The organism is Jidongwangia harbinensis (assembly GCF_020216025.1).
Lineage (GTDB): Bacteria > Actinomycetota > Actinomycetes > Mycobacteriales > Micromonosporaceae > Actinoplanes > Actinoplanes harbinensis.
Window position 1 is genome coordinate 32,641 of sequence record NZ_JAIWNC010000011.1, and the last position, 22,680, is coordinate 55,320.

Sequence of the window (22,680 nt, forward strand, 5' to 3'; positions counted from 1 at the left end):
CCGCCGGATCGGCCGACGCTTCCAGCATGGAGACCGGCGTGCCCGCCACAGATGAGTTGACCGACTTCCTGGTGGTCCTCGCCGACCGGCCGGACGGGCCGGCCGCCCGGCACGCCGCGGTGGAGTGCGCCGCCCGCGCGCTGAACGCGGACATCGCCGTCCTGCTCCTCGACGACGGCGTGGCGGCCGCCGTCGGCCTGCCCGCGGACCGGGTGCCCGCCTTCCAGCTGGCCGAGGCGGCCGGCGCCCGCCGCACCACGATCGAGCTGCACGGGCGTACCCATGCGATGACCTCCGCGACGATCGCCGGGGACTCCCCCGGCGCACTGGTGCTGGCCCGCGCGGGTGTCCCGTTCAGCGCCGAGGAGGTCTGCCTGCTCCGCGGCATGGCCGGTGTGCTGGAACTGAGCCTGCAGGCGCTGCACGTGATCGAGTCGGAACGGCGGCACGCCAAGGAGAACGACCGCCTGGTCGGCTCGCTCAAGGAGCGCCAGCGCCTGCTCGAACAGCTGTCCGCGATCCAGCGTGCGATCGCCCGCCGGGCCCCGCTGGACCAGATCCTGCAGGCGGTCACGGCCGGGGCCCGGGAACTGCTGGGCGTCGAGATGGCCGGCCTCAACCTGATCGAGACGGACGACCCCAGCCTGGGCAGCATGGTGGCGTGCAGCGGCGTGGCGCCCGAGGTGCTGGCCCGGCTCAAGCGGATTCCGCTGGTCGCCGGCGGGGTCAGTGGACTCGCCATCCTGGGCGACGAACTGGTGTTCGTGGAGGACTACGGGAACTCGCCGATCGCGGTGCCGGAGATGACCAAGGCCAGCCTCAAGTCCGCCATGGCGGTGCCGGTGCACTCCAACGGCGCCGTGGTCGGCAGCCTGGTGGTCGGCTCGTACGCGGCGCAGCGGGAATGGGACAAGGAGTCCCAGGAGATCCTCGCGGTCTTCGCCGAGCACGTCAGCCTGGCACTCACCGACGCGCAGACGCTGGAGGCGATGAACCAGGCGTTCCACGACTCGCTGACCGGGCTGGCCAGCCGGGCGCTGTTCCAGACGCGGATGGAGAACGCGTTCGCCACCGCCCCCACCGGCGGGGTGGCGTCGCTCTTCGTCGACCTGGACCGCTTCAAGGTGGTCAACGACTCGCTCGGGCACGCCACCGGTGACCTGCTGCTGATCGGCGTCGCTGAGCGGATCACCGGTTGCCTGCGGGGCGGTGACACCGCGGCCCGGCTGGGCGGCGACGAGTTCGCCGTGCTGGTGCCCGGGGTGGCCGGCGTCGAGGAGGTGGTGCCGGTCGCCGAGCGCATCCTCGAGGCGTTGCGCGAGCCGTTCGACCTGGCCGGCAAGGAGACGTTCGTCAGCTGCAGCATCGGCATCGCGTTCGCCGAGGCCGGCACGTACGACGCGGCGGAGCTGATGGTGCACGCCGACCTCGCCATGTACCAGGCGAAGAAGCAGGGGAAGGACCGGTACGAGATCTTCGAACCGGAGATGCAGGCGTCGTTCCAGGCCGGGCTCGCGATGGAGGCGGACCTGCGCCGGGCGGTGGTCCGGCACGAGTTCGAGCTGCGTTACCAGCCCATCGTGCACCTGCGCACCGGCGAGATCACCGGCCTGGAGGCGCTGGTCCGCTGGCAGCACCCGGAGCGCGGACTCGTCCCGCCGCTGGAGTTCATCCCGCTCGCCGAGGAGACCGGCCTGATCGTGCCGATCGGCGAATGGGTGCTGCGCGAGGCCTGCCGGCAGACCGCCCGGTGGAACGAGCGCCGGACCGATCAGCCGCTGTCGGTCAGCGTGAACCTGTCCGCCGTGCAGCTGGACCAGGGCGATCTGCCCGCGCTGGTGGAGTCCGCGCTGGCCGACAGTGGCCTGCCGGCGGCCAGCCTGGTCATCGAGTTGACCGAGTCGCTGGTGGTGGATCACCGCCCGGGCACGCTGGCGCAGTTGGAGCGGCTCAAGGCGCTCGGCGTCCGGCTGGCGATCGACGACTTCGGCACCGGGTACTCGTCGCTGGCGTACCTGCGCCGGTTCCCGGTGGACATCCTAAAGATCGACAAGTCGTTCGTGGACGACGTCGGCGACGACCTCGCCGCCGCCGCGCTGACGCTCGGCATCATCCAGCTCGGCCAGGCGCTGCAGCTGTCCACGGTCGCCGAGGGCATCGAGGACATCGAGCAGCTGAACGAGCTGGCCGACGGCAACTGCGAGCTGGGACAGGGTTACTACTTCGCCGAGCCGCTGCCCGGGCCGGCCATGGACGAGCTGCTCTTCCCCTCGACCTGAGGTCCGACGCGAGAAGCCGCGGCCGGCCGGCCGCGGCTTCCGTGCGTACCCGTGGGGGTCAGTGCTTGAAGGCGTCCTTGATCTTCTCGCCGGCCTGCTTGAGGTTGGAGGTGGTCTGGTCGGTCTTGCCCTCCGCCTCGAGCTGCTCGTCGTCGGTCGCCCGGCCGACGCCCTCCTTGACCTTGCCGCCAATTTCCTCGGACTTGTTGCCGACCTTGTCGTCGAAAGCCATCGGTACCTCCAGCGATACGTAGGGGCACGTCAACGTGCCCGCCCCGAGGAGATACCCGGTCCGCGGGGATGCAATCCTCAGGCCGACATCTGCCACTCGGCCGGGCCCAGCGCCGGCCGCGCGTCCCCGCCGAGCAGGGCCCCGAACTCGGCGGCCGGCATCGGGCGGGCGAAGTAGTAGCCCTGCGCCGCGACGTAACCGAGGGAGAGCAGCAGCTCGGCCTGCTCGGCCGTCTCCACGCCCTCGGCCACCGCGTGCAGGCCCAGCGCCTGGGCGAGGTGGATCACCGCGGCGGCGACCGGTACCCGGCCGTCGACCTGGGCCTGGGTGAACGCCCGGTCCAGCTTGATCTCGTCGATCGGGCAGTCGTGCAGCAACGTGAGCGTGGAGTGCCCGGTGCCGAAGTCGTCCAGCGAGACCCGGACGCCGTACCCGCGCAGCCGGTGCAGGTTGTCCACCGACGTACCGGGCTCCAGCGCCATCGTCTCGGTGATCTCCAGAGTGATCTGGTCGGCCGCGAGGCCGTACTCGTCGAGCAGCGCCTTCACGCCGTCGGCGAAGTCGGGCTCGCGCAGGTCGCGGGCCGAGACGTTGACATTGAGCACGCCCGGCGCGTCGGCACCGTGTTCGGCCCGCCACGCCGCCATCTGTCGCAGCGCGGTACGCAGCACCCACCGGCTCAGCGGGACGATCAGGCCGGTCCGCTCCGCCTGCGGCAGGAACGCGTCCGGCGGCAGCGTGCCGTGCACCGGGTGCACCCAGCGGACCAGCGCCTCGGCGCCGCGGACCCGCCCGTCGTCGAGCGCGACGACCGGCTGGTAGAGCAGGAACAGCTGCTCGGACTGGAGCGCCGCGCGCAGCTCGGCGCCGAGGTGCGCGTGGTCCGTGGTGACCGTGGCCATGGTGTCGTCGTAGTGCACCGACGCGGTACCGGGCACCTTCTTGGCGGCGTACATCGCGATGTCCGCCCGGCGCAGCAGCATGCTCGCCTGGTCGCCGGTGCGGCCGTCGGCGATGCCGATGCTGGCCCGGATAGGCAGCTCGTGGCCGTCGATCAGCACCGGCCGGCGGAGCGCCTCCATCATCCGGCCGGTGGCGAGGTCGGCGACGGCCGGATCGGTGCCGTCCAGCACCACCACGAACTCGTCGCCGCCGAGCCGGGCCACCGTGTCCTCGGCCCGCACGCAGGTGCTCAACCGCTCCGCGACGGCGACCAGCAGCTGGTCGCCGACCTCGTGGCCGAGCGTGTCGTTGACCTCCTTGAAGTCGTCCAGGTCGATCAGGGCCACCGCCACCGGGCGCGGCACCGGCGCGGTCAGCACCCGGGCCAGGCGGGTGTGGAAGTACACCCGGTTCGGCAGCCCGGTCAGCCCGTCGTGGTTCGCGCCGTGGTCCAGCCGGGCCAGCAGCCGGGCGTTGTCCCGCAGCGCGGTGGTCTGCCGCAGCGCCACCAGAGCGGTCACCGCCACCGCGGCGCCGACCACCACCGGCTGGTCCTCGTGCTGGACCCAGGACACGAACACCAGCAGTCCGTCGACCGCCGCCACGGCGAGGAACGGCAGAACGCTGAACGTGCGCCGGGGCGGATGGGCCGCTCCCCGGCGCGGCACGGGCGGCGCGATCCGCTGCCGCTCGCCGGCCCAGGCGGACAGGAAGAACACCGCCGGCATGCCGACCTGCACCATGTTCAGCCGGCCGTCGGCGTGCCAGGCGCGCTGCAGGAGCGGGGTCATCACGCCGACGATCATGGCCAGGCCGATCAGCCGCAGGCCCGTGCCGTCGATGAAGGTGTACCCCGAGAACAACACCTTGGCCAGCGCGAACACGGCGACCAGGGCCAGCGCGGTGACCACCAGGGAGACCGTCAGCGCGCCACGGTCGCCCTCCACCCCGGTCAGCCCGCGGGTGTGGAAGTGCCAGGTGAACACGGCGGTGGCCAGCATCACCGTGCCGGCGTCCAGGACCATCCGGAACAGGTCGCCGGAGCTCTGCCGGGCGAACGGGAGGCGGTAGAGCGCGTACACGATCACCAGCACCGCGGCGCCGTTGACCAGCAGCTCGGCCGGCGACGACTGGGCACCACCCGCGTCCGGATCGCGCACCACACGGACGGCCTGGAGGGTGCAGCCGACGCCGACCAGCGTCGCCACCACCGCCAGATGCCGCCAGAACCGCCGGATCGGTGGCGGCAGCGCGGCGAACCGCGACGTGCGCCAGAGGACCGCGATGAGCAGTACGGCGGAGACCGGCGCGGGAAGCCAGAGCAGCCCCGGCGGACCGACCGGGCGGACCGCGTTGACCGCGAACCAGCCCGCGGCGACGACGGCCAGCAGCCCGGAGGCGCCGAGCAGGGGCCCGGCACCGCGCACCCGCCCCGGCAGCCCGGTGACAGCCTGGAGCACCTGCGTAGCACCCATTACGCAACCCTTCCGACGGTTTCGCGTGCACCAGATCGGCCGCTGCCCGCCCGGTGTGAGGATTCCGCCGTGGCCGGGTCGCGGATCGGTCATCCGCGAATGCCGGCCACCGCGAGGGTTGGTCGGCCGACCCCTTTCCGGCCAACTGCGGTTCGCCCGCCGGTCACCTTCGGCATCAACGGTGATCGAATGACTGTTCTGCTCACCGTCGTCGTGCCCGTGCACGCGGTCGAGGGCCACCTCCACCAGTGTCTCGAGTCGATCCGCGCCGGCCTCACCGACGCGGAGAACGCGGCGGTGGAGGTGGTCGCGGTCGACGACGCCTCGCCGGACGCCTGCGGCGCGATGCTGGACCGGTACGCCGCCCGGCACGGTGACCTGCACGTCGTCCACCTGCCGCGGAACGTCGGCCTGGGGCTGGCCCGCAACGCCGGGCTGGCCGCGGCACACGGCGAGTACGTCTGGTTCGTCGACGGCGACGACTGGCTCCCGGCCGGCGCGGTCCGCGCGGTGCTGGCCAAGCTGCGTGCCGAACACCCGGACGTCCTGCTGGTGGACCACCTGCGGATGCACTCCGACGGCCGGGCCGAGGTGGACGCCAGCAGCCACCTGCTGCGCGGCCCGGCCACCCGGGAGCGCCTGCTCGGCATCCAGCACACCGCGTGGAACCGGGTGATCCGGCGCGGCCACCTGGACGCCATCGGCCTGGAGTTCCGCCCCGGCTGGTACGAGGACGTGCCGTTCAGCCACCCGGTCCTGATCGCCGCGAGGCGCGTCGCGGTGCTCGACCAGGTCTGCTACCACTACCGGGTCGGCCGGCCCGGCGCGATCACCACCACCCGCAGCCGGCGCCACTTCGAGGCCTTCGACCAGTACGAGCACCTGCTCACCTGGGTCGCCGCCCGGGAACCGGAGCCCTGGCTGCGCGCCGCCCTGTTCACCCTGATGATCAACCACCTACTCGTGGTGATCGGGAACGACACCCGGGTGCTGCCCCGGGACCGCCGCGAGTTCTTCGGCCGGCTGGCCGCGCTGTACCGCCGGCACCGCCCGGCCGGTCACCGGCCGCCGGGCGGGGTGTCCGGGCTCAAGCACCGGCTGGTCGCGCTGAACAGCTATCCGCTGTACGCGATCCTGCGCGGCGTGCACCGGCACACGGGTCGCACGGCGGACGCGAGGCGGATTCCGGCTACTATCAACGCCGACTCGTCAGCCGCGGTGTCCCTGGCTCCGCCCGCACCGCAACCGTCGACCCGGGCGACATCCGCACGGTGACGCGTCTGTCCCGAACGCGAAAGGTTGCTCTCCGAAGTGCTTCGTGCTGCTGTCGCGGCCGACCGTGACACCGTGCTCACCTGGCGCAACCATCCCGAGGTGCGCAGCGTGAGCCTGACCACCCACGTCATTCCGCCGGAGGAGCACGCCGCCTGGTGGGCGGCGGCCACCGCGGACCCGAACCGGCGCGTGCTGATCTTCGAAGACGACGGGCAAGCCTGCGGCGTGGTCATGTTCGACTGCCGTGGCGACGTCCCGACCTGGGGTTTCTACCTCGACGTCGCGGGTCTCACCGCCCGCAACGCGCTGCTGCCGGCCTGGATGCGGCTGGAGCGGGAGGCGGTCGACTACGCGTTCGACGACCTCAAGGTGGAACGACTCGGCGGGGAGACTCTCGCCGCCAACAAGCAGGTCCTCGCGCTGCACCGGCGCTTCGGGTTCCGCGAGACGCGCAGATACGAACGACTGGTCGACGGCACCCCGCAGACCGTGGTGTGGACCGAGAGAGGCAGAGCATGAACAGCACGTTCCAGGTGAACGGCGTCCCCATCGGCATCGGGCAGCGGCCGTACGTGGTGGCCGAGATGTCCGGCAACCACAACGGTTCGCTGGACACCGCCCTGGCCCTGGTGGACGTGGCCGCCGAGGCCGGCGCGCACGCGATCAAGCTGCAGACGTACACCGCCGACACGATGACCGTGGACGTGCAGCACCCGCGCTTCCAGATCTCGAAGGGCCACGACCTGTGGTCCGGCGAGTACCTCTACCAGCTGTTCGAGCGCGCGCACACGCCGTGGGAGTGGCACGAGCCGATCTTCGAGCGGGCCCGCCGGCACGGGCTGACGCCGTTCTCCAGCCCGTTCGACCGCACCGCGGTGGACCTGCTGGAGAAGCTGGACGCGCCGCTGTACAAGATTGCGTCGTCGGAGATCACCGACCTGCCGCTGGTCCGGCTCGCGGCGAGCACCGGCAAGCCGCTGATCATCTCCACCGGCATGGCCAGCGTGCAGGAGATCGCCGCCGCGGTCGAGGCCGCCCAGGGCGCCGGCTGCACCGAACTGGTCGTGCTCAGCTGCACCGCGTCGTACCCGGCGCCGCCGGAGCAGACCAACCTGCGCCGCATCCCGGTGCTGGCCGACACGTTCCGGGTGCCGATCGGGCTGAGCGACCACACGCTGGGCATCGGCGTGCCGGTGGCCAGCGTCGCGTTCGGCGCCTGCCTGATCGAGAAGCACATCACGCTGAGCCGCGGCGACGGCGGCGTGGACTCGGCGTTCTCACTGGAGCCGCAGGAACTGGCCGCGCTGGTGGTGGAGTCGGAGCGGGCCTGGCAGGCGCTGGGCACCACGCACATCGGCCCGACCGAGGCCGAGCAGGAGAGCCTGCGCTTCCGGCGCTCGCTGTACGTGGTCGCCGACGTGCGCGCCGGCGACGTCCTCACCGAGCAGAACGTCCGCTCGATCCGCCCCACCGGCGGCCTGGCGCCGGACACCATCGGCACGGTGCTCGGCCGTACCTTCCGGGCGGACGCGGCCAAGGGCACGCCGCTCACCTGGGACCTGATCTAGATCCGGCGCCGGCGCCGGTCCCGACGGGGCCGGCGCCGGCCCGTGGCTATCCCCGCCCGAGGACCCGGCGGACGACCTTGCGGCCGTCGCGGCGGAGCATCCGGTACCCGGTGCGGCCCACCATGAGGAACCGCCCGGCCCAGCTGCGCCGGTAGAACTGGATCTCCCAGTCGAGCTTGCTGAGCGTGTTGTCCCGGGACGAGATGATCTGCTCGGTCCACTCCATCATCGCCAGCAGGTGGCTGGCCTGGTAGCGCTGCCGCCACAGGGCCTCGGTCAGCTCCCGGTAGCCCTCGGCGTCCACCGGTGCGGTGCCCGGCGAGACGGCCAGCAGGTGGCGTACCCGCTCGCCCTGCTCACCCAGGCCGAGCTGGTGATCGGCGGTCTCCACCGCGACCTCCAGCTGCACCGCGGCCCGGACGTCCGCGGCGTCGATCCGGTGGCCGACCATGCCGAGCAGCACCGCGGTCAGATCCACGGCGCTGGAGGTGACCGGCCACGGGTGCGGATGCCCCGCGGTGATCAGTTGCACCGCGAACCGCCACACCGCGCGGACCAGGGCGGTCCGCAGCGGCACCGGCTCGACCGGCTCCCACCGGGCCGGGAGCCGGACCGGGCCGGCCTCGGTGACCAGCACGTCCGCCACGCCGGTCAGCGCCGCCGGGCCGGTCAGCGCACCGTCCGCCGCCTGCCCGCGCAGCCACGCCTCGAAGCGGCCCAGTTCGGTGCGCAGCGCCGGGAGGTCGTACCCGGCGCACAGGTGCAGCAGGCGCTCCTCCAGCAGGTACCCGGCGCCCGCGCCGAGGGCCACCGGTTCGGCGATCCGGCGCAGTCCGGCCCGCTCCAGCGGTTCGGCCGGACACAGCACGCTGGTACGCACGCCGATGCCGTCCCGCACCAGTTCATAGGCGTACGTGCCCTCGGCATCGCCGATCAGCACGTCGTGGCGCCGGAGCGGGGTGGCACCGGCGCCGGGCGCGCGGGCGACCAGCAGCCAGGCCGCGGCAACCGTGCCCTCCGCGCCGGCCCGCAGCGCCCGGGCCATCAGCCGGCGGGGATCGGTGAGCACCGGGCGGCGACGGAACGCGGCCGTGAAGGCCTGGGACAGCGCCGCGGCGAGCCACGGCCGCAACGGCGACGACATGTCGCCGAGGGGGCCGGACCCGACCAGCACGGTGGGGGCGGACGGGTCCGGGAAGGCCGCGTACGCGGCGTCCACCACGAGGCCCGCCCCGGTGAGCCGGGCGGCCAGTTGCTCCTGCGAGGCCGGGCGGCGGTCGTCGTGCACGTCGGCCGGATACCAGGCGGCGTCCGGGCGCGGCCCGGGCTCCAGGCGCACCGTGTGCTGCAGGCCGAACAGGTTGTCGTGGGTCAGCACCAGGGCGCCGTCCGGGGCGAGCGCCGCCACCAGCCGGTCGATCAGCTCGGCGGCCGGCAGCTGCTCCCCCTCGGCCGAGTTCAGCCGGTCCACGCCGTCGGCGGCCACCACCAGGTCGAACCGGGTGCCCGGATCCAGCTTGCCGATCGCGCCGGCCAGGACGGTGATCCCGGGATGGGTGGCGGCGGCATGCTCCGCATCGCCCAGCGAGCGCAGCAGCCAGGTCACCTGCGCCCCGGCGTCGGCCAGGGACGCCACCAGCTCGTCGGCGTGCGGTCCGGCGACCAGCACGGTGCGTCCGGACCCGCCCACCTGGCCGAGCAGGAAACGCAGCACCGCGCCGCGGGGCAGGGCCGGGCCGCGCTCCGGGTCCCGGTCGCTCCAGGCGAACATCTCGCCGCCGATCCGCCGCAGGTTGGGCAGCGGCGGGGTGGCGAGTGCGGCCGCGAAGTCCGTGCCCGGAGTGGAGAACAGGGCAGCGGAGCGGTCCGACATCGGGAGTACCTCTCTGGAGACCGGTAACGGCGCCGAAGGCTAACAGTCCGTGGTGAAACCCTTCCTATCTCAGCGCTGAACGAAAAGCGAACGAACCGGGGCGCCGCAGCATCCGGTTAGCCTGAGCGCATGCCGACCGCCCGCCCGCACGCCGGCCCGGTCGTCGCGGCCGTCTCCGCCGGTGGCGCGCTCGGCGCTCTGGCCCGGCACGCGATCGCCACCGCCTGGCCGCACCGGCCGGACGCCTTCCCGTGGGCGACCTGGACGGTCAACGTCTCCGGATGCCTGCTGATCGGCGTACTGATGGCGCTGGTGACCCACCGGTGGCCGGACCGGCGCCTGATCCGCCCGTTCCTCGGCGTCGGCCTGCTGGGCGGCTACACCACGTTCTCCACCTCGGTCGTCGACGTCCAGCAGGCGGTCGCGCACGGCGCACCGCTGATCGCGCTGGGGTACCTCGGCGCCACGGTGGGCGGCGCACTGCTCGCGGTGTGGCTGGGCGCCGCGGTCACCGAGTCGGCCCTCGGCGCCCGCCGGTGACCGTGCTGCTGGTCGCCCTCGGCGCGGCGGTCGGTGCGCCGCTGCGCTATCTCACCGACCTGGCCGTCCGGCGCCGGCTACGGTCCGCCTTCCCGTGGGGCACGCTGGCCGTCAACGTCGCCGGCTCGCTGATGCTCGGCCTTCTCGTCGGACTGCCCGCACCCTCGGCGGTGGCCACGCTGGTGGGCACCGGGTTCTGCGGCGCCCTCACCACGTACTCCACGTTCGGGTACGAGACGCTGCGGCTGGCCCGCGCGGGACTCCGCCGGCACGCCGTGGCGAACGTGCTGGGCAGCGTCCTGGCCGGCCTGGCCGCCGCGTACCTCGGCATCCTGCTGGCCCAGGCGGTGACCTGACCCCTACTCCTGCAGGTAGGCGAGCACGGCGAGCACGCGCCGGTGCTGCTCGTCGTCCGGCGGCAGGTCCAGCTTGGTGAAGATGTTGCGCACGTGCTTCTCGACGGCGCCCTCGGTGACCACCATCCGGCGGGCGATCGAGGTGTTCGACCGGCCCTCGGCCATCAACGCCAGCACCTCGCGCTCCCGCGGCGTGAGGTTCCGCAGCGGGTCGTCACGGCGCCGGCGGACCAGCAGCTGGCCGACCACGTCCGGGTCCAGCACGGTGGCGCCGCCGGCCACCCGCTCGAGCTGGTCGAGGAACTCGGCGACCTCGGACACCCGGTCCTTGAGCAGATAACCGACCGCGCCGAGGCGGTCGGCCAGCAGGTCGTCGGCGTACGAGACCTCGACGTACTGGGAGAGCACCAGAACCGGGCTGCCCGGCACCCGGGTGCGGGCCTCGACCGCCGCACGGAGTCCCTCGTCGGTGTGCGAGGGCGGCATCCGGACGTCCACGATCGACACGTCCGGCCGGTTCGCCACCACCGCGTCGACCAGCGAGGGCCCGTCCCCGACCGCGGCGACCACGGTGTGGCCGTTCTCCTCGATCAGGCGTACCAGGCCCTCGCGCAGCAGCACCGCGTCGTCCGCTATGACCACCCGCATGCCGACATGGTGTCAGACCGGCAGGGCCACCGTGAGCGTGGTGCCCGCGCCCTCCGGACTCACCACGCTGAGGACGCCGCCGGCCGCATGAACCCGGTCCATCAGCCCGGCCAGGCCGTGCCCCTTCGCCGGGCTGGCGCCGCCCACCCCGTCGTCGGTCACGGTGATCATCAGACCGTCGATCGAGCGCTGCAGGCTCACCTGCACCTCGGTGGCGTGGCTGTGCTTGGCGACGTTGGTCAGCGCCTCGGCGACCACGAAGTACGCGGTCGACTCCACGGTCGGCTCCATCCGGTCCAGCTCCGGCGCGTCCAGGTCCACCGGCACCGTGGAGCGCCCGGCCAGCGCGGTCAGCGCCGCGCGCAGGCCGCGGTCGACCAGGATCGGCGGGGCGATGCCGCGGGACAGCGCGCGCAGCTCGTCCAGCGTCTCGCGGGTCTGCGTGAGCGCCTCCGCGACGGTCGCCCGGGCCGCCTCCGGGTCCGTGGTGAACTGCTGCTCGGCACGGCCCAGGTCCATCGCGAGCCGGACCAGGCGCTGCTGCGGACCGTCGTGGATGTCGCGTTCCAGCCGGCGCAGCGCGGTGGCCTCCGCGGACACGGCCGCCACCTTCTGCGCCCGGGCGGTGTCCCGCTCGTCCTGCGCCTCGGCGACCTGCTGGCGCAGTTCGGCGATCGTGCTCAGCAGCGCCCGGGCGAACCCCGCCTCAATCAGCGCGACCCCCCGCACCACCGGGTAGAGCGTGGCCGCGAAGAACGCCCCGACGGCCAGGTAGAAGATGATCCGGGTGGCCGCGGCGTCGCCCAGCCCGATCAGTTCCGGCAGGTCGGTGTTGTCCGGCCCGCGGTAGATCGACCAGTCCCAGAGCGGGAACGTGAGGCCGCCGATCGCGCCGGCCCACCAGGTCACCACGAACGAGAACGCGATCGTGCTGGGGATGAAGCGGAACATCCCGTGCAGCAGGTCGAACCAGCACTGCGGGTCGGACAACGGCCGGAAGATCCGGCGCCAGAAGCGGGGCCCGATCACCTGCTTGTAGCGCGGCTGCGGGACGTCGCGGCCCAGCACGCTGCGGATCCGGAAGCGTTCCACGGTGGCCAGGCCGCGGGCCAGCAGCAGCGTGACCATCAGCACCGGCAGCCCGATCCAGATGACGGTGAGGCCGATGCCGAGGAAGAACCCGACCATGGTGAGCACCACCGCGAGCAGGCCCAGCGGGAAGCCGAGCAGGACGTACCGCGAGTCGCGAACGAGCTGGCGCAGGACCCGGACGACGGGCGAGGGGGCGGCGGGGGCGTACGTGGCGGTCATGTCATCGACGCTAGGCAACGGGCGCCTCCCTTCCGATCCCGCCTGCGGGCCAGTCGAGGGTAGGGATAACCCGACCTGCGTCTCAACCGGTCGGGGACGGGCGGGCCGGCCGGGTCGCCGCGGAGCGCGGCGGCGCGGAACGCATCCGGTCGCGGACCCGGCCCAGCACCTCGCTGAGCGTCGCCACGTCCCGGCGGTCCAGCGCGGACAACAGCAACCGCTGCACCACCTCGACGTGCCCGGGCAGGACCGCGTCCAGCCGCGCCCGGCCGGCGTCGGTCAGCGTGACGGTGGTGCTGCGTTCGTCGTCCTCGCCGGGGGCACGCGCGATCAGCCCGGCCTTCTCCAGCTGAGCGGCCTGGTAGGTGAGCCCGCTGCGGCTGTGCACCAGGCCGTCCGCCAGGTCGGTCATCCGCAGGCTTCCGGCCGGCGCGTCGTACAGCCGCATCAGGATCTGGAACTGGGTGCCGCTCAGGTCACCGTCCGCCCGGAGCTGCTGCTCGACCGCGTGCTGGAGCAGGCTGCTGACCTCCTTGAGCACGAGATAGGCGGCGAGCTGCCCGGCGTCCAGGGGCGGCGTGGCGTCGGTCACGACATGATCCTACTTGCTTCGAATTCAAAGCGTGCTACGAGTTCGAATTAATTGCTGCGGCTGGACGAGGTCGAGCGTCCGGCTCCCGGACGCGGTCAGGTGCTGATTCACCCCGTGAGTTGTCCAGCAGTTGTCCGACCCATTGTCCGAGCAGGCCAATCGGAAGCAAGACAACTTGTCAGCCGCTAGACAGGTACTTCAACACATCGACGGTCTGATGATTCGCGCAGCACTAGCGCCGATCGACCTCGACCCCCCATCTACCCATCCTGTTCGGCGTCAACGGCCGTTTCGCAACTGCCGCCACGAAGACGCTGGCCACGCCACGAGCGGCCCGCACGGGGGCGTTCGGATCGAAAGGGAGATACACATGCAACGACGAACCATGTGGGCAACGGCCGTCGCCCCAGATCGGCGCCGGGTACGGAACCTCGCCGCCGGGATGGCCGTCGCCGCTGTGGTCGGTGTAGCCCAGGTCGCCGTGTCGCCGGCACCGGCGGCTGCGGACACGCCGCTGAGCGCCGTCGCCACAAGCCGGGCAGTCCCAGGTAGCGACCTTGTACGCACGGCAGACGAGATCTGGCACAGGCAGAGCGACCACCGTTACAAGTGGCTGTGCGAGCAAGCGGGGATCGCGGGCGTCCCCTACGCGTGGACCAACTTCTCCTGCGAGAAATCCGGCGATCGGTGGGTGCTGTGGGTCCAGAGAGGGCTCTGATCGACATGTCCGCACCGGAATGGGTAGGAAGGAAGCAAAAGATGCTAAAGACAGGTCGGCGCCGGGTACGGAACCTCGCTGCCGGGGTGGCCGTCGCCGCTGTGGTCGGTGTAGCCCAGGTCGCCGTGTCGCCGGCACCGGCGGCTGCGTACACGCCGCTGAGCGCCGTCGCCACAAGCACGGCGGACGAGATCTGGCACCGGGCCGGCGAATACCGCTATAAGTGGCTGTGCGACGTGGTGGGGGCCGACGGCGTCGCGAGCTTCTATTGGGACCGGTGGTCCTGTGAGCAATCCGGTAGCTGGTGGGTGCTGTGGGTCCAGGACTGACCGACATGTCCGCAACACCGGAGGGCCTGCAGGCTAGCTGATTGAGTCCTGATTCTGGGCTGGTGGAGGACTCGGCCGTACCGATATAGGGAAGGGTGTCGTTGTCTGCTCGTGACTGCTGACATCGGCACCCTTCTGTACGTGTTCGTAGACGATCACGCTCGTCGAGGTCCAGCCAGGTCCTGGTCCGCGCGGACGACGCCGGCATGGCCGCGCTGGTCCGCTGATCCGCCCCGGCGGGGACCTGGTCAGCACGGCCTCACCGAGCTCAAGGTACGGACGGTGAGCATGTACGTCCGCAGCGACGCAACCCGCGGCAAGGTGGTCCGCACGGTCGGATGACCGGGTCAGGGCACCTCGTAGATGGAGACCGGGCCGGACCGGTACCGGAGTGTCGCGATGTAGGTGAGCTGCAGCGACACCGGCCCGGCCCGGCTGTCCGCGAACAGCCAGCGCACCCCGTACCGCTCGCGGAGGTAGGCCAGGTCGGCCGGGTCGGCGTCGGCGAAGACGCTGTCGTTCTGGTCGCGCACCGACGGGTACGGCGGCGGCTGCAACATGTACTTGCGCTCGTCCCGCCCGTTGGCGGCGACCGTGGCGTCGGAGTAGCCCCAGCTCTCCACGACCGTGCGCCGCCCGCCCAGCCCGGACACCCAGAACGCGCGCGAGTCGCAGTTCTTGAACCGGTACACCGGCGTGCAGTGCACGTTCGTGGCCACCACGTCGTCCCGGCCGGTGTTCTCGAACAGCCACAGCGCGGCCGCCGACTCGGCCTTCCCGATCAGCTTGTCCGGTTCCGCGCCGGGCGGCCAGGCCAGCACCTGCTGGATCCGCTCCACCGGGCCGACCGCGCTGTTGGCCAGCCCGCCGCCGACCGTGGCGGCCGCCACCGCGGCGATCCCGGCCAGCGCCAGCCGGCGGACCGGGAAGCCCCGGCGGACGATGCACACCACCACGACGGCCAGCAGGAACGCCGCGCCCACCGCGACCAGGGTGTGCACCACCGGCATGTAGAGCGCGTCCTGCCAGGCCACGAACGAGTCCTTCTCCGGCAGCAGCACCTCGGGGGCGTACACCACCCAGAGCACACCGGCCAGAAACCCGAGGAAGAAGGTCATCCGGCGGCGCGCCAGATCGGCGGCGAACCAAACCGTCAGGATCGCGCCGAACGGCAGAGCGCAGAGGTAGAAGTAGACCTGGCTCGCGGCGGGATGGAAGAACAGCCAGGAGGCGACGGCTCCGGCCGCCACCGTGCCGCCGAGGAACCACCCGACCGGGTCGGTCCGGATCCGGCGGGCGCCGATGCCGAACCAGCCGAGCAACCGGGGCGTCTGCACCAGCAGCCACCAGCCGATCAACCCGGCGACGAACCACCAGCCCTCGGAATTCGTGTACACCAGCCCGAGCGGCAGCAACGTGTCGCCGGCGTCCACGCTGTCGAACGCGCCGATGGTGCGGGAGTACGGGTCCATGAACCGCAGCACGGCCAGCGGCTGGAGGGACAGCACACCGGCCCCGCCACCGGCGAAGAAGCGCAGGCCGGCGAGCATGCCGGTGACCGTGGCGACGAGCAGCCCGAGCACGGCCCACGGAATCCGCCGGTGGGCGACCAGCGCCACCACGGCCCCGAGCGCCAGCCCGGCGGCGAGCGGCGGCAGCGCGCTGGACTTGGTGCCGGCGGCGGCGAACGCCAGGACCGGGACGAGCAGCCATCCGCCGTTCAGCGGCCGCCGGCGCAGCGCGTCGACGGCGATCGCGGCGAACAGGGCCAGCACCGGCAGCGCATACGTCTGGGACGGGCTGAGATAGGTGAACGCCGGGCCACCCGCACCGGGCACCCGGTTGCCCAGTGCCAGCGGCAGGCCGACCACCGCGGCCGCGCCGCCGAGCGGACCGGTCCACCAGGTGCCGGTGACCTCCCGGGTGAGCGCCGCGAACGCCAGGATCGCGATGGCGCCGATCGGAACCGGCCACAGCCGCAGCATGATGGTCGCCGGATCGAGTCCGCTGATCAGGTGGGCCGCCGCCATGTCGGCGTCCGACAGATAGTGGTAGCGCAGAGTGTCCCCGGCCAGCTGCGGCACCTCGAACGGCCACGAGCGGGTCATCTCGTGCACCAGCGACAGGTGGTACATCACGTCCGGGTAGTAGACCGCGGCGGCCGGCGGCAGCGGGGTGGACACCCAGACCCCGACCGCCGTCCCGACCGGCAGGAGCATGCTCACCGCCACCAGCCACGACCAGCGCAGCGGCAGCGGCCGCAGGTCGGTGACCCGCCAGTGCCGGCGCCACTTCGGGACCACGACGAACGCCAGCACCACCGGCAGAATCCACCAGCGCAGCAACTGCTGCTGTCCGGTACCGGCGGCCACCGCCCAGACCACCAGCTGCAGGAGCAGCCCGGTGGCGGCGCCGTACCCGACGTCCTCCGGCACGTTGCCCCGGCTGCCGCGTAACAGGCGGTGCACCAGGGTGCCCGGCAACGCCACGTACGCGACCAGGTACCCGGCGTAGATCGCGATGTCGGCCGCCGGTACGCCGGTCCAGCGCAACCCGACCACCAACCCGGCCACCGGCACCAACCACGGCAGCGGCGCGAGCACCGGCCGGAACGACAGCCGCCGTTTCGGTGCCGGCGCCGGCGCGGTCTCGGTGTGCTCGATCAGGTCGGCAGCCGTCACGGTCCTCAGATCTGCGAACTGGTGGAGCGGTGGTCACGGAAAGTGGCGAAGCCGTCCGTCGGGGAACGGTCAGTAACCGCCGCCCGGAGCGTACAACCTCCGGTACACCGGGCCGATCAAGGACCCGGTGCGTTCCGTTGATGCGGCCGTCGTCACGGAATCGACAGGGGATCCGGTGAAGCGGTGCGCTGGCTCGGAATCTCCATCTGAACCGGCTCGGCGGCCGAGTCGAACCCGATGTGGAAACTGGGACGGTTCTGCACGATCCGGTAGATCCGGCTGACGTACTCGCCGAGCAGGCCCAGGCAGATCAGTTGCACCGCGGCGAGCAGCCACACCGCCAGGAACAGTGACGTCCAGCCGGGAATCACCGTGCCGTTGGCGTACGCCACCATGCCGAGGACCACCATGGCCAGGCACACCAGGAACGCGGTGAGACCGAGGTAGGTGGCCACCCGCAACGGGGCCGCGGTGAAGTTCGCGGTGCTGTCCCAGGCCAGCGCGACCATCTTGCGCAGCGGGTACTTGGTGGTGCCGGCCACCCGGCGCTCCCGGACGTACGCCACCTCGCCGGACGGGAAACCCAGCGAGGGTACGAGCAGGCGGTAGACCGGCGCCCGCTCGGGCAGCCGCCGCAGCACCTCGACCACGTCCCGGCTGATCAGGCGGAAGTCACCCGCCTGAGCGGGCACCTCGCCACCGACGATCCGGCGCATGACCCGGTAGTACAACCCGGCCGTCCGCCGCTTGAACACGGTGTCCGTGCTGCGATCGGACCGCACGCCGTACACCACGTCGAGACCGCGCTCCCGGGCCAGCGCCAGCATGTCGGCGATGACCTCCGGCGGGTCCTGCAGGTCGGCGTCGATGGTGACGATCCATCCGCCGAGGGCGCGTTGCATCCCGGCGGTCAACGCGGCCTGATGCCCGCTGTTGCTGCGCAACCGGATCAGGCGGAGCTGCGGCCAGCTGCGACCGGCGTCCAGCAGCAGCTGCGCCGTGGCGTCCCGGCTCCCGTCGTCCACCGCCACCACCTCGTACCCGACGCCGAGCTGGTCCAGCACCGGGCGCAGGCGCTCGACCAGCGCAGAGATCACCAGCTCTTCGTTGTACATGGGGATGACAACGGACAACACGGGGCTGGTCATCTGTGCACGGTCCTCAGATCTGCAAGCTGGTCAATCGGGTGAACTCGTGAGGCAGGTCGTAGCCGTCCCAGAGGGAGCTGAACGTCAACGCCGAGCCGAAGGGTACAACCCGGTCGATACCCCGGCCCCCCAATGACCGGACGAAGGTCCGAAGCTCCTCCGCAGGGAACCCGAAATGACTGAAGGTCTGATCCTGTCGGGTCATCACCGGCACCAGATCGGCCAGCGACGACACGGTGGCGAACGGGAACGCGCCGGCCCCGATCCACCGCCTCGGCATGCCGCCGACGTCGGCCAGCTGGATGCCGGTGACGGCGTTGCCCGGGAAGTGCAGCGCGGTGGCCGCGCCGGTCGCGGCCAGCCCGTACGCGTTGACCCGCTTCTCCACCGCCATCGCGGCGTCCACGGTCCAGCCGCGCTCAGCCACCACGTCACCGAGCAGCTCGAGGAACTCCCGCTGCACGGCCTCGGCCGCGGACGGCTCGCCGACCAGGAAGACGGTGCGCGGCGACGAGCAGGCGGCCTGGTCGAACCAGTAGGCGTCGTTGGAGAACCCGGTGACCGCGGCCCGCCGGGCGGACGGCTCGGCGGCCTGCCAGCCGGCGACCGACAGCGCGGCCCAGGACGTCCGGTCCGGGAACGTCAGGTCCCGCGCGGACGGGCGCAGCGGCTGCCGCCGGATGGTCTCGACCGCGGCGTCCCCGCCCCAGATCACCCGCAGGTCGCACCACCGGCTCAGCGCGCCGGTGACGGCGTCGTCCCGGCCGTAGGTGACCATGCGCTGGGTGCGCGCGATGACCGGATCGGCGTCCGCCACGGTCGCGTTCAGCGCCTCCAGCACGGTGTCCGCGGCGGTGGCGGAGCGTTCCGAGATGCGTACCACGTTGTGGTTGCCGGCCAGCGCGGACAACGCCCAGGAGTACACGAAGATGGTGTCCACGTTGGCCGGCGGGATGTGGAACACGTTGCCGCGCGGAAAGACCAGGGCGTCGTCGGTCCGCTGCATGTGGGTGACCGCCCGGGCCAGTTCGGCCGGCCGCAGGAAGAACCCGAGCGAGGCCAGCTCGGGGTGCCGGCGGGCGACCGCCGGGACCAGCAGCTTGCGGGCGAAGCGGGCGAGGAAGTCCACCACCCGCGGGTCGCCCACGGTGAGCCGGTCCGGCGACGGCGCGGTCAGCTCGTCGAGGGAGGCCGGGGCCCCGAACCGGATCCGCATCACGCCGCCTTCTGATAGGTGTCCGAGCAGCCCCGGGCCTCGGCCCGCGGCAGCCGGCCGAGGACCGAGAAACGCTTGCCGGGCCAGTCGCCGTCGTCGACGCCGTGCACCACGCCCAGGTCCTCGGTGAGCAGGACGTGACCGGGGTACGACGTGGGCAGCGTGCTGACCACCTCGAGCAGGCCGGGCTTGCCGGGCGGCAGCTCCGCCCAGGTCTCCGGGTCGCGCACCACCACGTCGGCGAAGTCCGGGCAGTACAGCGAGCCGCCGGACGGACCCTCGAGGAAGATCGTGCCGATCTGCTCGACCATGCCGTAGAAGTTGTGCACGTTCCGCAGGCCGGTGTCCGCGGACAGCCGGCGGCGGAACTCGTCCGGGTCGACCGCCTGGTCCACCAGCTTCTTCCAGCCGCCGGAGTGGATCAGGATGCCGTTGCCCAGGTCGAGGCCGTGCTCGCGGGCCACCTCGTAGAGGTGCAGCCAGACCAGGTAGGTGAACCCGAAGATCAGGAACGGCGCGTCACCGTGCGCGGCCAGGAAGCCCCGGATCGCCTCGACGTCCGGTTTGCCGTCCGCGTCCAGCGCCCACACATGGTCACGGCCGAACGTGGCCATGCCGAGCACGCCGGCGCCCCGGGCGCTGAACGAACGCCGGTCCTTGAGCAACGACTTCGTGTCCACCAGCAGCATCGGCAGCCGCTTCGGGCCGAGCACGGTCTGCACGGTCGCGCCGAGCTGCCGGGTCTGGGTGGCGGCGGCCGCCTTGTCCAGATAGATCCGGCTCACCTCGCCGGTGGTGCCGCTGGACGTGAGGACCTTGAAGACCTCGTCGTCCGGGATGCTCTTGAGTTCCAGGTTCTTGAACAGCCGGACCGGCAGCCAGGGCAGATCGGCCACCTGGTCGAACGTGTCCGGGGTGCCGGCGGCGGCCAGGATGTTCCGGTACGGCGCGCAGGCGGCGCGGTGGTGCGCCACCAGGTCGGACAGTTCCTTGACCAGCGAGGCTTCCTTGGCAGCCTGCGGCAGCGTGAACACACTCACAGCGACGCCTCCAGGGTTCGGTAATCGACCTTACCCGTGGGCAACAGCGGGAGCGCATCGATGCCGCGCACATCCAGGCCGGAGAAGTGTGTGTCCAGCCACGCCGCCAGTTCCTTGCGGACCACCTGGGCCTGCGCCTGGTCGGCACCCTCGACGAAGACGTGCAGTTTGTCCTCGCCGGCCACCGCGGCCACCGCGCCGTGCCCGGTCAGATGCCGCTCGACGTCGTCCAGGTTGACGCGGACCCCGAACACCTTGCCGATCCGCTTGAGCCGGCCGGTCAGGAACAGGAAGCCCTCGTCGTCCAGCCGGCCCAGGTCGCCGGTGCGCAGCACGCCGCCCAGGTCGTCGCCGCGGGCCAGGTCGGCGGCCGTCTCGGCGTACCCCAGCATGACGTTGGGGCCGCGGTAGACCACCTCGTCGTCCTCGATCGCGAAGGACCCGCCGGGCAGCGCGAGGCCGACCGAGCCCAGCTTGTCGGCGAGGCGGTCGGGCGGCAGCGTGGCCATCCGGGGCGCCGCCTCGGTCTGGCCGTACATGACGAAGAACCGGCCGCCGACCGCGTCCATCCGGGCCGCGAAGTCCTGCACCAGTTCGGTCCGCAGCCGCCCGCCGGCCTGGGTCAGCGTGCGCAGCGTCGGGTACTTCGCCGGATCGAAGCGCAGCCGGCGGAGCATCTCGTACTGATAGGGCACCGCGGCCATCGAGGTGAAGCCGTACGTGGTGGTGGCGTTCCAGAAGTCGCGCTGCAGGATGCCGGTGCGTTCCAGCACCACCGTGGCGCCGCGCAGCAGGTGGCTGTTCAGCACGGACATGCCGTAGGAGTAGAACAGCGGCAGGGTGGTGGGTGCCACCTCGCCGGCCGTGATGCCGAGGCTCTGCGCGATCGCCTCCGCGTTGGCCAGCACCGCCGCCCCGGACAGCCGGACCAGCTTGGGGTTGCCGGTGGACCCGCTGGTGGTGAGCATCAGGCCGAGATCGGGGTGTACCGCCGCGGCCGGGCCCTGGCGGACCCAGTCGCCGCCGTCCGCCCGGTAGCCCGCCGGCGGTTCCCCGGTGGCGCCGGTGACCAGGACAGGCGCGAACCGGTCCACGAAGTCGAGCAGAGACTCGCGGGCGAGCTGCGGGTCGAGCAGCGCGATCGGGCGCCCGGCCTCGAGCGCCGCGAGGTAACGGGCGATGGTCGGGATGTCCGTACTCATCAGGGCGAACACCGCACCGGCCGGCCGGCCGGCGTACTCGGCGACCGCCGCGTCGACCAGGGACCGGAGTACCGCGCCGTCGGCGACCTCACCCGAGGTCGCATCGATGAGGCGGGCCTGCGGGTGCAGCAGGGTCACAGCGTCAGACCTCCGTCGACGCCCAGCACCTGCCCGGTGACGAACCGGGCCTGGTCGGACAGCAGGAAGGCGATCACGTCGGCCACCTCGCCCGGCTCACCGAGCCGGCCCAACGCGGTGTCGCCGATGCGCTTGCCGCGGCCCTCGTCGTCCAGCGTGGCGAGCATGTCGGTGGCGATGAAGCCGGGTGCCACCGCGTTGACCCGGATGCCGCGCGGGCCGAGTTCCTTGGCCGCCGAGCGGGCCAGCGCGGCCACCGCGGCCTTGCTGGCCGCGTACACGGCCTGGCCGGCGATGCCGACCGTGCCGGTGATGGACGACACCAGGACCACCGCGGGGGTACGCCCACGGCCGAGCAGCCGGACGGCGCCCTGCAGGGTGTGCGCCGCACCGACCGCGTTGACCGCGAAGAGCCGCTGCACGGTGGCGTCGTCGGTCATGCCGAGCATCCCGGCCGCGTGCGTACCGGCGTTGACCACCAGCGCGTCCAGGCGGCGGAAGTTCTCGAACGCCACCCGCATCATCACCCGGCTGGTCTCCGGATCCGCGATGTCACCGTGGGTGGCGACGGCCGTCACGCCGTACTTGGCGGAGAGCTCCGCGGCGACCTCGGTCACCGCGTCCGCGCCGTGGCCGTGCAGCACCAGGTCGTGTCCCTGCTCGGCGAGCCGCTGCGCGACGGCGCGGCCGATGCCCCGGGATGCTCCGGTGACTCCGGCCACGCGGTCACTCATCGAACGTCACCCCGTACTTACCGAGAATTCGGACAGCCTCGGCGAAGCTGCTCATGTTGATGACATCGTCCGTATCAATCATGATGTCGAACTCGTCCTCGATCGCGGCGACCAACGACATGTGCGCCAGCGAATCCCACTGAGCGTTGTCCTGATATTGCAGATCGTCCACGGGAGCGTCGGGCGCCAGGTCCAGTGACGTCCGGAACGCGTTCCGAAGTCTCTGCAGTTCAGTCATTGGGTTCTCCCATTGGGGCGAGCGAGGGACACTACATTGTGGCAGCACGGCCGACGAGGCTCGAAATAGCAGCTTAACGAGGGGTGAATTGCCGCCGTCATGTGTCGGCCGGTAACCCACCGTGGGATGGCCCGGTTATGCTTCC

General features: G+C 71.9%; 21 protein-coding genes. 8 read left to right on the forward strand and 13 right to left on the reverse strand.

Annotated elements, in window-relative coordinates:
- The first annotated feature begins 38 nt into the window (after positions 1-38).
- Positions 39-2,279, forward strand: a complete 2,241-nt coding sequence (locus LDL48_RS16345) for a putative bifunctional diguanylate cyclase/phosphodiesterase (protein ID WP_225255985.1) — start codon at positions 39-41, stop codon at positions 2,277-2,279.
- Positions 2,280-2,337: 58 nt separating this feature from the next.
- Here the strand turns inward: LDL48_RS16345 and LDL48_RS16350 are convergent, their stop codons facing one another.
- Positions 2,338-2,511 carry a CsbD family protein gene (locus LDL48_RS16350; RefSeq protein ID WP_225255986.1) on the reverse strand — a complete coding sequence of 58 codons (174 nt, stop codon included), beginning with the start codon at positions 2,509-2,511 and terminating at the stop codon, positions 2,338-2,340.
- A 77-nt stretch (positions 2,512-2,588) separates the two neighbouring features.
- Entirely contained in the window at positions 2,589-4,928 is a 2,340-nt protein-coding gene (locus LDL48_RS16355) for a putative bifunctional diguanylate cyclase/phosphodiesterase (protein WP_225255987.1), read from the reverse strand.
- A 189-nt stretch (positions 4,929-5,117) separates the two neighbouring features.
- On the opposite strand from LDL48_RS16355, the gene LDL48_RS16360 reads away from it, so the two are divergent.
- Genes LDL48_RS16360 through pseI form a run of 3 tightly spaced genes read left to right on the forward strand, consistent with a single transcriptional unit; the run spans position 5,118 to position 7,771 of the window.
- Positions 5,118-6,203: a glycosyltransferase family 2 protein gene (locus LDL48_RS16360; protein WP_225255988.1), complete on the forward strand. Its 1,086-nt coding sequence runs from the start codon at positions 5,118-5,120 to the stop codon at positions 6,201-6,203.
- Between the two features lie 36 nt (positions 6,204-6,239).
- Complete coding sequence (locus LDL48_RS16365) at positions 6,240-6,722, forward strand: GNAT family N-acetyltransferase (protein ID WP_225255989.1); 483 nt, start codon at positions 6,240-6,242, stop codon at positions 6,720-6,722.
- A complete protein-coding gene (pseI, locus tag LDL48_RS16370) occupies positions 6,719-7,771 on the forward strand; it encodes a pseudaminic acid synthase (protein ID WP_225255990.1) in 1,053 nt (350 codons plus the stop codon). Before LDL48_RS16365 ends, pseI begins: the two co-directional genes overlap by 4 nt.
- Before the next feature lie 46 nt (positions 7,772-7,817).
- Here the strand turns inward: pseI and LDL48_RS16375 are convergent, their stop codons facing one another.
- On the reverse strand, positions 7,818-9,644 hold the full coding sequence (locus LDL48_RS16375) for a hypothetical protein (protein WP_225255991.1): 1,827 nt from the start codon (positions 9,642-9,644) through the stop codon (positions 7,818-7,820).
- 129 nt (positions 9,645-9,773) lie between these two features.
- Between LDL48_RS16375 and LDL48_RS16380 the strand changes: the two genes are divergently transcribed.
- Both LDL48_RS16380 and crcB read left to right on the forward strand, forming a co-directional pair.
- Positions 9,774-10,184: a fluoride efflux transporter FluC gene (locus tag LDL48_RS16380; protein WP_225255992.1), complete on the forward strand. Its 411-nt coding sequence runs from the start codon at positions 9,774-9,776 to the stop codon at positions 10,182-10,184.
- Positions 10,181-10,540, forward strand: coding sequence for a fluoride efflux transporter CrcB (crcB, locus tag LDL48_RS16385; RefSeq protein WP_225255993.1), 360 nt, complete (start codon positions 10,181-10,183; stop codon positions 10,538-10,540). Before LDL48_RS16380 ends, crcB begins: the two co-directional genes overlap by 4 nt.
- A 3-nt stretch (positions 10,541-10,543) precedes the next feature.
- Here the strand turns inward: crcB and LDL48_RS16390 are convergent, their stop codons facing one another.
- The 3 genes from LDL48_RS16390 to LDL48_RS16400 all read right to left on the reverse strand — a co-directional run bounded on the left by LDL48_RS16390 (position 10,544) and on the right by LDL48_RS16400 (position 13,091).
- A complete protein-coding gene (locus LDL48_RS16390; protein ID WP_225255994.1) occupies positions 10,544-11,188 on the reverse strand; it encodes a response regulator in 645 nt (214 codons plus the stop codon).
- Positions 11,189-11,200: 12 nt separating this feature from the next.
- A complete protein-coding gene (locus LDL48_RS16395) occupies positions 11,201-12,499 on the reverse strand; it encodes a sensor histidine kinase (protein WP_225255995.1) in 1,299 nt (432 codons plus the stop codon).
- Positions 12,500-12,581: 82 nt separating this feature from the next.
- Positions 12,582-13,091 carry a MarR family winged helix-turn-helix transcriptional regulator gene (locus LDL48_RS16400; protein WP_225255996.1) on the reverse strand — a complete coding sequence of 170 codons (510 nt, stop codon included), beginning with the start codon at positions 13,089-13,091 and terminating at the stop codon, positions 12,582-12,584.
- Between the two features lie 370 nt (positions 13,092-13,461).
- On the opposite strand from LDL48_RS16400, the gene LDL48_RS16405 reads away from it, so the two are divergent.
- Positions 13,462-13,809 (forward strand): hypothetical protein, encoded by a 348-nt coding sequence (locus tag LDL48_RS16405; protein ID WP_225255997.1) that lies wholly within the window; start codon positions 13,462-13,464, stop codon positions 13,807-13,809.
- An 86-nt stretch (positions 13,810-13,895) separates the two neighbouring features.
- A complete protein-coding gene (locus tag LDL48_RS16410) occupies positions 13,896-14,138 on the forward strand; it encodes a hypothetical protein (RefSeq protein ID WP_225255998.1) in 243 nt (80 codons plus the stop codon).
- A gap of 347 nt (positions 14,139-14,485) precedes the next feature.
- Here the strand turns inward: LDL48_RS16410 and LDL48_RS16415 are convergent, their stop codons facing one another.
- The 7 genes from LDL48_RS16415 to LDL48_RS16445 form a co-directional block, all read right to left on the reverse strand.
- On the reverse strand, positions 14,486-16,819 hold the full coding sequence (locus LDL48_RS16415) for a hypothetical protein (RefSeq protein WP_225255999.1): 2,334 nt from the start codon (positions 16,817-16,819) through the stop codon (positions 14,486-14,488).
- Between the two features lie 152 nt (positions 16,820-16,971).
- On the reverse strand, positions 16,972-17,967 hold the full coding sequence (locus tag LDL48_RS16420; RefSeq protein ID WP_225256000.1) for a glycosyltransferase family 2 protein: 996 nt from the start codon (positions 17,965-17,967) through the stop codon (positions 16,972-16,974).
- 13 nt (positions 17,968-17,980) lie between these two features.
- Complete coding sequence (locus LDL48_RS16425; RefSeq protein WP_225256001.1) at positions 17,981-19,183, reverse strand: acyl-CoA reductase; 1,203 nt, start codon at positions 19,181-19,183, stop codon at positions 17,981-17,983.
- Complete coding sequence (locus LDL48_RS16430; RefSeq protein WP_225256002.1) at positions 19,183-20,223, reverse strand: LuxE/PaaK family acyltransferase; 1,041 nt, start codon at positions 20,221-20,223, stop codon at positions 19,183-19,185. Before LDL48_RS16430 ends, LDL48_RS16425 begins: the two co-directional genes overlap by 1 nt.
- Positions 20,220-21,563: an AMP-binding protein gene (locus LDL48_RS16435; protein WP_225256003.1), complete on the reverse strand. Its 1,344-nt coding sequence runs from the start codon at positions 21,561-21,563 to the stop codon at positions 20,220-20,222. Before LDL48_RS16435 ends, LDL48_RS16430 begins: the two co-directional genes overlap by 4 nt.
- Entirely contained in the window at positions 21,560-22,297 is a 738-nt protein-coding gene (locus LDL48_RS16440; protein ID WP_225256004.1) for an SDR family NAD(P)-dependent oxidoreductase, read from the reverse strand. The genes LDL48_RS16435 and LDL48_RS16440 overlap by 4 nt, the downstream gene beginning before the upstream one ends.
- Positions 22,290-22,535: an acyl carrier protein gene (locus LDL48_RS16445; RefSeq protein ID WP_225256005.1), complete on the reverse strand. Its 246-nt coding sequence runs from the start codon at positions 22,533-22,535 to the stop codon at positions 22,290-22,292. Before LDL48_RS16445 ends, LDL48_RS16440 begins: the two co-directional genes overlap by 8 nt.
- Positions 22,536-22,680: the final 145 nt, after the last annotated feature.

Bases quoted from the DNA above. Each gene is read 5' to 3' on its own strand.
- LDL48_RS16375 (WP_225255991.1), bottom strand. From the start codon at position 9,644: ATGTCGGACCGCTCCGCTGCCCTGTTCTCCACTCCGGGCACGGACTTC.
- LDL48_RS16440 (WP_225256004.1), bottom strand. From the start codon at position 22,297: ATGAGTGACCGCGTGGCCGGAGTCACCGGAGCATCCCGGGGCATCGGC.
- LDL48_RS16425 (WP_225256001.1), bottom strand. From the start codon at position 19,183: ATGCGGATCCGGTTCGGGGCCCCGGCCTCCCTCGACGAGCTGACCGCG.
- LDL48_RS16420 (WP_225256000.1), bottom strand. From the start codon at position 17,967: ATGACCAGCCCCGTGTTGTCCGTTGTCATCCCCATGTACAACGAAGAG.
- LDL48_RS16380 (WP_225255992.1), top strand. From the start codon at position 9,774: ATGCCGACCGCCCGCCCGCACGCCGGCCCGGTCGTCGCGGCCGTCTCC.
- pseI (WP_225255990.1), top strand. From the start codon at position 6,719: ATGAACAGCACGTTCCAGGTGAACGGCGTCCCCATCGGCATCGGGCAG.
- LDL48_RS16395 (WP_225255995.1), bottom strand. From the start codon at position 12,499: ATGACCGCCACGTACGCCCCCGCCGCCCCCTCGCCCGTCGTCCGGGTC.
- LDL48_RS16445 (WP_225256005.1), bottom strand. From the start codon at position 22,535: ATGACTGAACTGCAGAGACTTCGGAACGCGTTCCGGACGTCACTGGAC.
- LDL48_RS16355 (WP_225255987.1), bottom strand. From the start codon at position 4,928: ATGGGTGCTACGCAGGTGCTCCAGGCTGTCACCGGGCTGCCGGGGCGG.
- LDL48_RS16360 (WP_225255988.1), top strand. From the start codon at position 5,118: ATGACTGTTCTGCTCACCGTCGTCGTGCCCGTGCACGCGGTCGAGGGC.
- LDL48_RS16390 (WP_225255994.1), bottom strand. From the start codon at position 11,188: ATGCGGGTGGTCATAGCGGACGACGCGGTGCTGCTGCGCGAGGGCCTG.
- LDL48_RS16405 (WP_225255997.1), top strand. From the start codon at position 13,462: ATGCAACGACGAACCATGTGGGCAACGGCCGTCGCCCCAGATCGGCGC.
- LDL48_RS16350 (WP_225255986.1), bottom strand. From the start codon at position 2,511: ATGGCTTTCGACGACAAGGTCGGCAACAAGTCCGAGGAAATTGGCGGC.